General features: G+C 50.4%; 10 protein-coding genes and 1 tRNA gene. 10 read left to right on the top strand and 1 reads right to left on the bottom strand.

The window, feature by feature from the left end:
• The first annotated feature begins 82 nt into the window (after positions 1-82).
• Positions 83-760 (top strand): hypothetical protein, encoded by a 678-nt coding sequence (locus tag A9165_RS04795; RefSeq protein ID WP_141686134.1) that lies wholly within the window; start codon positions 83-85, stop codon positions 758-760.
• Positions 757-1,503 carry a DUF3307 domain-containing protein gene (locus tag A9165_RS04800; RefSeq protein ID WP_008608435.1) on the top strand — a complete coding sequence of 249 codons (747 nt, stop codon included), beginning with the start codon at positions 757-759 and terminating at the stop codon, positions 1,501-1,503. The genes A9165_RS04795 and A9165_RS04800 overlap by 4 nt, the downstream gene beginning before the upstream one ends.
• Positions 1,504-1,608: 105 nt before the next feature.
• On the opposite strand, the gene A9165_RS04805 is transcribed toward A9165_RS04800, so the two are convergent.
• A tRNA-Pro gene (locus tag A9165_RS04805) sits at positions 1,609-1,685 on the bottom strand.
• Positions 1,686-1,862: 177 nt separating this feature from the next.
• On the opposite strand from A9165_RS04805, the gene A9165_RS04810 reads away from it, so the two are divergent.
• The 8 genes from A9165_RS04810 (at position 1,863) to A9165_RS04845 (ending at position 9,927) form a co-directional block, all read left to right on the top strand.
• Positions 1,863-3,002, top strand: coding sequence for a 1-acyl-sn-glycerol-3-phosphate acyltransferase (locus tag A9165_RS04810; protein ID WP_065955100.1), 1,140 nt, complete (start codon positions 1,863-1,865; stop codon positions 3,000-3,002).
• Positions 3,002-3,853: a hypothetical protein gene (locus tag A9165_RS04815; protein ID WP_065955101.1), complete on the top strand. Its 852-nt coding sequence runs from the start codon at positions 3,002-3,004 to the stop codon at positions 3,851-3,853. The genes A9165_RS04810 and A9165_RS04815 overlap by 1 nt, the downstream gene beginning before the upstream one ends.
• A gap of 6 nt (positions 3,854-3,859) precedes the next feature.
• On the top strand, positions 3,860-4,117 hold the full coding sequence (locus A9165_RS04820) for a DUF2960 family protein (protein ID WP_008608438.1): 258 nt from the start codon (positions 3,860-3,862) through the stop codon (positions 4,115-4,117).
• Positions 4,118-4,178: 61 nt separating this feature from the next.
• On the top strand, positions 4,179-5,309 hold the full coding sequence (locus tag A9165_RS04825; protein WP_065955107.1) for a M14-type cytosolic carboxypeptidase: 1,131 nt from the start codon (positions 4,179-4,181) through the stop codon (positions 5,307-5,309).
• A gap of 28 nt (positions 5,310-5,337) precedes the next feature.
• The gene (locus A9165_RS04830) at positions 5,338-5,664 is read left to right on the top strand and encodes a hypothetical protein (RefSeq protein ID WP_008608440.1); all 327 of its coding nucleotides are present in this window, start codon (positions 5,338-5,340) and stop codon (positions 5,662-5,664) included.
• A 1-nt stretch (position 5,665) separates the two neighbouring features.
• Positions 5,666-5,947: a YeaC family protein gene (locus tag A9165_RS04835; protein ID WP_008608441.1), complete on the top strand. Its 282-nt coding sequence runs from the start codon at positions 5,666-5,668 to the stop codon at positions 5,945-5,947.
• Positions 5,937-8,660: a DUF349 domain-containing protein gene (locus tag A9165_RS04840; RefSeq protein WP_008608442.1), complete on the top strand. Its 2,724-nt coding sequence runs from the start codon at positions 5,937-5,939 to the stop codon at positions 8,658-8,660. The genes A9165_RS04835 and A9165_RS04840 overlap by 11 nt, the downstream gene beginning before the upstream one ends.
• A 277-nt stretch (positions 8,661-8,937) precedes the next feature.
• Entirely contained in the window at positions 8,938-9,927 is a 990-nt protein-coding gene (locus A9165_RS04845; RefSeq protein WP_008608443.1) for a sulfate ABC transporter substrate-binding protein, read from the top strand.
• The last annotated feature ends 122 nt before the right edge of the window (positions 9,928-10,049 follow it).

Here is a 10,049-nt window from a genome sequence, read left to right on the forward strand (position 1 = left end):
CTACAGCCAAAGTTAGTAACCAATATTAGTTACTTATCGAGTTGTAACCAAAAATGGTTTCTTATTTGACTTGTAACCGAATTTGGTTACTATTGGTGTTAAGTCCCATGCTACTGAGATCCTTATGCCGCCAATTTATGCAGTGCTTACCGGTGATTTCGTAAATTCACGCCATGTAGCGAGTGAGCATTACGACACCATTTTGTACCAACTTGAGCAGTTATTGCTTTCACAAACGGATCAATTGGCGTGCAGCTTTAATTTTTATCGGGGTGATGCTTTTCAAATCCTGTTACCAAAGCCGCAAGCTTCGGTAATGCTGGCTTTTTATATCCGTTTAACCATGCTTAGTTTGGGACAGGATTGTAAAATTAGTATCGGTATAGGGGGAGTGAGTAATTTACGCAAGGACGTAAAAAGTGCCAGTGGTGCCGCCTTTATCTTATCTGGCAATGGCTTGGATAAACTTGTCTCCGGGCAGCGCTTGGCCATTTTCAGTGAGCAAGCCGAGCTACAGCAGGTACTGGGTGTGCCTTTGCGGTTGGCTGATGCCATGTTAAGTAAGTTAACCGCCCGCCAAGCTGAAGCCTTGTTGTTATACCTGTTAGCTCCTGGTAGCTCGCATGATGCTATCGCAAGTAAACTGGGCACATCCAGAGCAAACGTGACAAAATTATTGAACAACAGCCACGCAGATTATCAGTTGGTAGAATCGTTTTTGGCATATTGCGAGCACCATATTACAGGACGTATCGGATGAGTGATTTAAGTCTGTTTCTTAGTTTAATCCTGGTTCATCTACTTGCTGATTTTTTCTTGCAGCCAACCAGTTGGGTTGTTGCAAGGTCAGATAGACATTGGCGCTGTGCCGCTTTGTATTATCACGGTTTGGTGCACTTCGGCCTTAACTTGTTTGTATTAGTTAGTTGGCATTTTTTAAGTTGGCCCAGCATGAGTTTGTGGAGTGTTATTGCTTTTGCGCTAATACTTGCCATCAGCCATATACTCATTGATCTGGTTAAGTCCTATTACAGTGGGCTAGGCTATTTTATCGCTGATCAATTGTTGCACGTGTTGATAGTGGTAATAGTGTGGCTGTGTTTAACAGACATTGGCTTTGGCGTGATATTGCAATATGTTAAATCATTACTCGACGCTCAGAATTTACTGATATTACTCGCGTACTTGCTATTAATGAAACCGGCATCCTTATTAATCAGTTTAGTACTGGCAAAGCTGGTAACACCTAAGTCGACCAGTAAGCAAGGCTCTCCGGCTGGGGGGCATTTAATCGGTATTGCCGAGCGCTTATTAATCTTAACCTTGATACTGGTTGAGCAATACTCAGCTATCGGGTTGGTTGTGGCGGCGAAGTCGGTACTGCGCTTTAACGATTTGCGGGATTCACATGACAGGGCACTGACAGAATATATTCTGCTTGGTTCATTACTGAGTTTTAGTATTACTTTACTGGTCGCTATCGCCTTGCTAAATGCTCGTTAATGACTAACCGGCAAGGAGTAATTTCAGGATTAAGGCGTCGACTTGGTGATGGCTAAAAGATTAATTAAGCAGGTGAACGAGAAAACTTTTTGAGTGAGGATTAAATGGTCGGTACGGCGGGATTTGAACCCACGACCCCTGACACCCCATGACAGTGCGCTACCAAGCTGCGCTACGTACCGACGTAGGGCGTATCATAATGATTTCGGTATGAAATGCAATGCGCTTTTGTGTGAGTGCAGCTTTTTTACGCAGCGTTGCTGCTCCGATGTTTTCGACAAAGTTATTGCGGTGCTGGCGAATTCCGTCTGAAAGAGTAGAATACGCCTCTTTATAATAATTAGCAGTGTTGTAAGCTTGTGAGCGACATCCAGAACGATCCTTTTGCCGATATCCGGCCTTATCATGACCATGAAGTTCAAGCCGCTATTGGCCGGCTGATTGCCGATCAGGAATTTATTGCTGCCATTTTGCATTACCGCTTTCCGCATCTGGCCGGCAGTTTTGGCTGGTTGCTAGCGCCGGCGGTCAAGTTTTTCCTAAAACGCAAATGGGCCAAGCTGCGCTCTATTGCGCAGGTGCAGCTGCAGGTTGCCGCCTTTATGGAGCGGATGCTGAAAACCTCGACCACTGCGATGACCTTTAGCGGGATGGAACATTTAAAGCCGGGTCAGGCGTATTTGTTTATCTCCAACCATCGCGATATTGCGATGGATCCGGCGCTGGTTAACTGGTGTTTGCATAAGCATGGCTTTGAGACGGTACGGATCGCCATTGGCGATAACCTGCTGCGTAAAGCCTGTGCTACCGAGCTGATGAAGCTGAATAAAAGCTTTATCGTCAAACGCGGCGCCAAAGGGCCGCGGGAAATGCTGAAAAATCTGTCGCAACTCTCGGCCTATATTCGCCATTCGTTGGATGAACAGCAATCTATCTGGATTGCGCAAAAAGAAGGCCGCGCCAAAGATGGTAATGATGAAACCGATCCGGCAATTCTGAAAATGTTTTATATGGAAGGCAAAAAGCGCGGTGACAGCTTTGCCGACTATATGCGCAACCTGAATATCGTGCCGGTGTGTTTATCGTATGAGTTAGATCCCTGTGATCAGGATAAAGCCAGAGAACTTTCTCACAAACAGCAGCATGGTAATTACCAAAAGGGCGAGTTTGAAGATATCGATGCCATTATCAAAGGCATTGTCGGCTTTAAAGGCCGGGTGCATGTTGCCTTCGCTAAACCGTTAACCGATATTCCGGATGATGCCGACGCGCTGGCCGCGATGATTGATCAGCAGATCTGGCAAAACTATAAACTGTTTCCGGTTAATTATCTGGCCGCAGGTGACAGCGCCAAAGCCGATGCCGCACAGCAGGCAAGCTGGCAACAAAGGCTGGAGGCGTTACCGCCGGAGTCGCAGCCGTTTTTAATACAAATGTACGCTGCCCCGGTGCTGAAACAGCATGCGCAAGCGGCTGACAGGCCGGTAGCTAACGCCTGATGGGCTATCTCGTTGGTGTTACGCTGTTATGGGCGTTTTCATTTAGCCTGATTGGTGTGTATCTGGCCGGGCAGGTCGATGCCTATTTTGCCGTTCTGACCCGGGTAGCGCTGGCACTGTTGGTATTTTTACCCTGGTTGCTGCGTTATCCGATAAAAGCCGGCTTGGCGCTGCAGCTGGCCGCGCTGGGAGCGGTGCAACTGGGGCTGATGTATCTGTTTTATTATCAGTCGTTTTTGTTGTTGTCGGTACCACAGGTACTGGTATTTACCATCTTTACCCCGGTTTATATCACGCTGCTTTACGATGTGCTGGCCGGGCGCTTTCAGCCGCGCTTTTTACTGGCCGCGCTGTTAGCGGTAGTGGCGGCAGCGGTGATGCGCGATGGCGTGCCGGCACCGGATTACTGGCTTGGCTTTTTGGTGGTGCAGGGCGCTAATTTGTGTTTTGCTGCCGGACAGGTTGGCTATAAACGGCTTATGCAGCAAGATGAAGCGCCTGCCAGCTTGCAATACCAGCAGTTTGGCTGGTTTTATGTTGGGGCACTGCTGGTGGCACTGCCCGCTTGGTTTATCCTCGGCACAGCCCAATATCCGGTTAATGCCACGCAGTGGGCCGTATTATTATGGCTGGGGCTAGTTGCCTCCGGCGGCGGTTATTACTGGTGGAATAAAGGCGCCAGTCTGGTCTCCAGTGGTACTCTGGCGGTAATGAATAATGCACTGATCCCGGCGGGCTTGCTGGTAAATCTGTTAATTTGGAACCGCAGCGCCAATCTTTGGTCTCTGGCTTTGGGCTCGGTAATTTTGCTGGCGTCGCTTTGGTTATGCCGGCCGGCCAGACAGGAGTAAACCGATATGGCACGACAGGTCACCTACTTATACAAAGGGCAACGCAAAGTCATTGCCTTTAGTTTTGATCGCTTTCGCGACCCTTATGAAGCCGCCGCGGCGGAAGAGGGTATCGACTTAACGCAGTTTCTGGCAATGGAAAAGCAGTTAATGCAAACCGCTAAAGATAAGTCGGCAATCAAAAACTATCGATTACAAACATTTAGTAAATTTGGGTTTGCAGAGATCGCCTTTGTGCGCGAGAATCCGCCAACTGAAGAATAACAGGCTGCGCGATCCTGGTGGATTGCCGCAGCGTATCAGCCTACAACCAATGAGTTTTGTTATGAAAATTACCGCAAATTTTGACAGTGGCAATATCGAAGTGATCAATGCCACCGATCCGAATAATATTCAATTGGCGATCCGCAAAGACAATATGTCGGATTTTTACCAGTGGTTCCATTTTCGCTTAAACAGCCCGCATGCCCAGGTGCATAAACTGCACATTACCAATGCCGGCACCTCGGCCTATCCGGATGGCTGGAAAGACTATCAGGCAGTGGCCTCTTATGATCGGCAGAACTGGTTCCGGGTCGAAACCGAATATGATGGCAATACCCTGACCATTACCCATTATCCGGAAGCTGAGTCGGTCTATTTTGCTTACTTTGCGCCTTATAGCTACGAGCGGCATATGGATCTGCTGCATCAGGCACAAAACGACTACAACTGTCAGCTGGTTGAACTGGGCGAAACCCTGGATGGCCGCGATATGAGCATGCTGGTAGTCGGTGAGCCGGATGACAGCAAAAAGAAAGTCTGGATCATTGCCCGGCAACATCCGGGTGAAACCATGGCCGAGTGGTTTGTCGAAGGCTTATTAGATCGCCTGCTGGATGAAGATGACGGCGTAGCGCGTAGCCTGCTGGCCAAAGCCGTGTTTTACATAGTACCTAATATGAACCCGGATGGCAGCGTGCGTGGTCATCTGCGTACCAACGCCGTTGGCGTTAACCTGAACCGCGAATGGCAAAACCCGAGTATGGAACAGAGCCCGGAAGTGTTCCTGGTGCGCCAGAAGATGCTGGAGCTGGGACTGGATATGCTGCTGGATGTGCACGGTGATGAAAACCTGCCGTACAACTTTGTCGCCGGTGCCGAGGGCGTGCCTTCCTATAACGCCAAAATGGCGCAGTTAGAAACTAGCTTTAAGCAAGCGCTGCTGGCGGTAACACCAGAGTTTCAGACCACTTACGGCTATGATCGCGATGAGCCGGGCAAAGCCAATTTAACCGTGTGTTCAAACTGGGTTGCCGAGCAATTTAAAACCCTGGCCTATACGCTGGAGATGCCGTTTAAAGATAACGCCAACCTGCCGGATGAAGCCTATGGTTGGTCAGACGTACGGTCAATGAAACTGGGGCAGGATGCGTTAACGGCGATTTTGGCCGTAGTTGATGATTTAGGTCAGTAATAACAACCTAACCACACAGGAACAGCAGATGGCAATTATTTCCTGCCCGGTGTGCCAACACCGGGTTTCTAACAAAGCAGCAGAGTGCCCGAAGTGTAAAACCGATCTGACTGCGGCCACGCCGGAGAAACTGGCGGCGCAGCATCGGGATCGGATGCTCAGACAGTCACAATCACTGATGAATCAGTCGATGTTGGCGTTACTGCTGTTTCTTGGTGGCTTCGGTATTCTGTACTGGTGGCAACCGGAAACCGGCAGCTATAACGAATATGTCTCAACGGCGGCGATCGCGCTGGGTTTTATCTGGTATGTGGTTTGCCGCGCCCGGATTATCTGGTTAAAGCGTAAGAAGTAGTATGGATTTTAATGCACTGGTCAGCGCTATGGCGCCTGACACCTACGAAAAACTGGCGCAGGCGGCCGAAACTGGCCGCTGGGCCGATGGCACGCCGCTGTCTGACGAGCAAAAAGCCCACACCCTGCAACTGGTGATGGCTTATCAGGCCAAGGTAATGAAATCGGACGAGATTTTTACCGTTGGCGCCGATGGCCAAATTGTCCATAAATCCAAAGCTGAATTAAAAAAGCAATTTTCTGATCCTGCCGCTATCGCAAGGTTTTCACACGATGATCTTTAAACGCTGGTTTAAACCCAAATGGCAACATCAGGATGCCGCAGTACGCCTACAGGCGCTGGAAAGTCTGGATCCGCAAAATACCGAACATAAAAACACCCTGCATGAGCTGGCCTTTAATGACGGCGCCGAAGCAGTGCGCAAGGCTGCGCTGCACCGCTTAAATGATTTTGCACTATGGTGGCAAGCCAGTAAGCAGGACGCTGCCGAGCGCCTAAAACTTTATGCCGAGCAACAGCTTATCCAGCAGTTGCTGACCGGTAAGGTGGCCGCAGGTTTAAAACAGAAATTTATCGAACAATGTCAGCGTAGCAGTATTCTGGAGCAACTAGCACTGCAGGATAGCGATGTCAGTTTGCGCTTTAGTTTGCTACAGCGCCTTGAGCGTCAGGATCTGGTGCTGCAAAGCCTGCAGGATGCCGATTTCCCGGTAGCGTTAAAAGCGCGCTTACTGACCGACATCCAGGATGAAAAGCAGCTCGATAAGCTGGCGAAGCAATTACCGGGTGAACTGGCTGAGCAGGCGGCACAACAACTGGCCAAGCTACAGGCAGATAAGCAGCGCCCGGTAAAACTGCGCAAAGAACTTACCTTGTTACTGGCCAAGTTAAATGCGCTTCGCGAGCGCACTAACCTGAGCGACGTGCCGGCACTGCAACAGCAACTGGCGACCGAATGGCAGCAGCTGGCTGCCGATCTGCCGTTGTTACCTGAGGCCGAAGCGGCACAGTATCAGGATAAGTTTCAGCAGTTAAACAGCAAGTTATCCGACTGGTTAGCACCCAAATTAGCCGAAATTGCAGCAAAGCAGCGGGAGGCTGAGCAGCAGGCTCAGGCTGCAGCCAGTTTTCAGCAGTTACATCAGGCGGTAACGGCATTACAGCAGCAAATCAGTGTACAACTGACTGCGCTATCCTCTCTGACGCCAGAACAGCTGTCATTGTTAGAAGCGGCGCACCGTGAACTGTTACAGGAGCTCTCTGCCGCCCCCCTGGCCGAAAGAGAGCAACAACAGCTTTCGGTACAACTGCAAAATCTGGCGCAGCAGCTTAGCGCCTTGCCGGCAGCTGCGGCAAAGTTGCAGCAACTAACGCTGTTAGTGTCAGAGTTTAGCGATATAGCACTGCCGCAAACCGCAACCGATTTGCCAGTGGCGGAGCACCATTATTCGCAGTTTAAAGCCAGCTGGCGGCAGCTGGAGCAGGGGCTGGGTTTACCTGTGCCACAGCCATTACTGGCCGAACGCCAGCAACTGCAGCAACGCTGGAAAGAGGCACTGACCGGCTTGCAGCAACAGCAACAACGCCAGTTACGGCAATTACGCAGCAAATGTGCAGAGTTTAAACGCTTGCACAGTGCCGGCCGTTATAAGGTCTTGTTTGGGCTCTATAAAGGTCTGACCGAGGATTATCAGCAGCTAGACACCAGCTTACAGCAGCAAGCCGAGCGGGATTTTAGCGAAGTTAGCGCACTGTATCAGGCGCTGAACGAGCTGCAGCAATATATTGCCACGCCGCGAAAACGCGAGATGCTACAACAGATGCAGCAACTCTCTGCTGAGCCGCTAACCGATGCCAAAGCGCGTGCTGAGCAGGTGAAGCTCAGCCGCGCTAACTGGAACTCGCTGGGTAAAGCCGATCCGGCGGAAGACGATAGCCTGAACCAGGCGTTTGACCTGGCCTGTGAAGCTGCCTTTGCCCCGTGTCGCGAGTTTTTTGCCAAGCAGGATGCCGAACGTGCTGCACACTTGGCGCAGCGGCAGCAAATTCTGACCGAACTGGCGTTATTGCTGCATACAGAGCTGCCGGAAAAAGCGCTGGAACAATCGCTGCGTCAGTTAACCCAACGCTGGCGTGAGGCCGGCGCGGTAAACCGGCAGGATTATCAGGCGTTACAGCAACAGTATCAGCAACTTACCCAGCAGTTAAAAGCCCGCTTAAACCAGGCACAGCAAACCCAGGCCGCAGCAAAACAGGCATTGATTGACGATGCCAAAGCCGCATTATTGCTAACCGATGCTGGCCAAACGGCGTCGGTGTTAAAAGAATTGCAGCAACGCTGGAAACAACTGGGTTTTGCCGGCAAGCAACAGGATCAGAGCTTATGGTTAGAGTTCCGCGCACTGTGCGATGGGTTCTTTAATCAACGTCAGGCCGAGCATCAGGCGCAGCAAGCCGCGCAGCAGCAGGCGTGGTCGGCCCTGCAACAGCAGTTGCAAGATATTACTCAGGCGCTGACTGCTGCCACAGACTTAAGCACGGTACAACAGCTGCAACAGCAATTGCAGCAGCTGAGCTTGCCGGATCTGGCCGAAGCCCGGGCCGCGCGTGAACAACTGGCCGCTGAATTAGCCAGTAAAGCCGCCGGTATGCGTCAGCAAAAGCACAAAGCCGAGTTAAACCAGTTATTCGAAGCGCTGGCTGCAGGCCAGTGGCGCCCAGAGCTGGTACCCGCCGGTTATCGTGATGCTTTACAGGGCGCAACACCGCCACTAAGCCGACGCGAACTAACGGTAGCCTTAGAGCTGTTAACCGGGCAGGGCGCAACTCAGGTTGAACCCGGCGAAAAACAGCAGGTGCAGTTAGCGCTGTTATCAATGAAGCATAACGGTGGTCAGCAGGTTAATGCCGAGCAATTACTGCAACACTGGTTGGCACACGGCCCGGTCGCTGCCAACGAACAACCGTTATTACAACGCGTCGCCGCACTGTTTTAACAGCATCACGACTCCGGTACGCCTGCCGTACCGGAGTCGACTCTGCGTTATCAAACCAAACACCGATCTTAACGCTACATCAGACCACGACTCCGGTACGCCCGCCGTACCGGAGTCGGTTCTGCGATAGTGGGCGCATCAAAGAACGCTCCGACAAGCGATTTTCTCGATATCGTCAAATATAACTATAAAGAATATAAGAGAGGAATTTGCAATTAGATTTGGCATATAAGGCGTGCTAATTTTGCGAAAACTTTAAATAAAAAAGGTGCTTAATATGCGCAAAATACTTATAGCGTTAACGGTTTCAATGTTTGCCAATACCGCAATCGCCAAACCGCTCTCCTTACTAAACGTATCCTACGATCCTACCCGTGAGTTTTATCAGGATTTTAATAAGGCCTTTGCCAGCCATTGGCAAAGTCAGAATTCGGCTCAGCCGCTGCGGCTTAATCAATCTCATGGTGGCTCAGGCAGGCAAGCTATTGCCGTGATCAACGGCATTGAGTCTGATGTGGTGACGTTAGCCCTGGCGCAAGACATTGATGCTATTGCTGAGGCAGGAAAAATCGCAAAGGATTGGCAAGCCCGGTTACCACATAATTCGGCGCCCTATACCTCCACCATTGTTTTTCTGGTTCGCAAAGGTAATCCGAAAAACATTAAAGATTGGGCGGATCTGACCAAAGAACATGTCAGCGTTATTACTCCCAATCCCAAAACCTCGGGTGGGGCGCGTTGGAACTATTTGGCAGCCTGGGGTTACGCCTTAGCGAAGAGTGGGAATGACGAAGCTTACGCCAAACAGTTTGTCACAGCACTGTTTCGCAATGTTGCGGTGCTCGATATTGGTGCTAGGGGGGCTGCAACCACTTTCCTGGACCGACAAATAGGCGATGTGTTGATCGCCTGGGAAAATGAAGCCTTACTCGCAATCAAAAAACTGGGCGCAGAGCAGGTTGAAATTGTGGTGCCAAGCATTTCAATCTTAGCCGAGCCATCCGTCGCTGTAGTCGATCAGGTGGTCGATAAAAAGGGCACCCGCGCTGCAGCAGAGGCTTATCTTGAGTTTCTTTATTCGCCAACCGGGCAGGAAATTGCCGCTAAGCATTTTTACCGGCCTCGCGACACGAATATTGCCGAAGAGTACTCAGCTCAATTCCCGGCATTAAATTTATTTACTATTGAAGACTTTGCCGGCTGGGAAGCAGCACATCAGAAACATTTTGCGCAAGGCGCCATCTTCGATCAGATCTACAGAAGATAAAAGGCACTGTACTAGCTCAGACTTGATCTGACAGTTACCAGTTTTTCACGGTGTCTGTCAGATTAGATTTGAGTCAGATTTTTCTGCACCCAAACCTGCTTTCCATCCAGCAAAGTATCCAT

The organism is Alishewanella sp. HH-ZS (assembly GCF_001704375.1).
In the GTDB taxonomy this organism is placed as follows: Bacteria; Pseudomonadota; Gammaproteobacteria; order Enterobacterales; family Alteromonadaceae; genus Alishewanella; species Alishewanella aestuarii.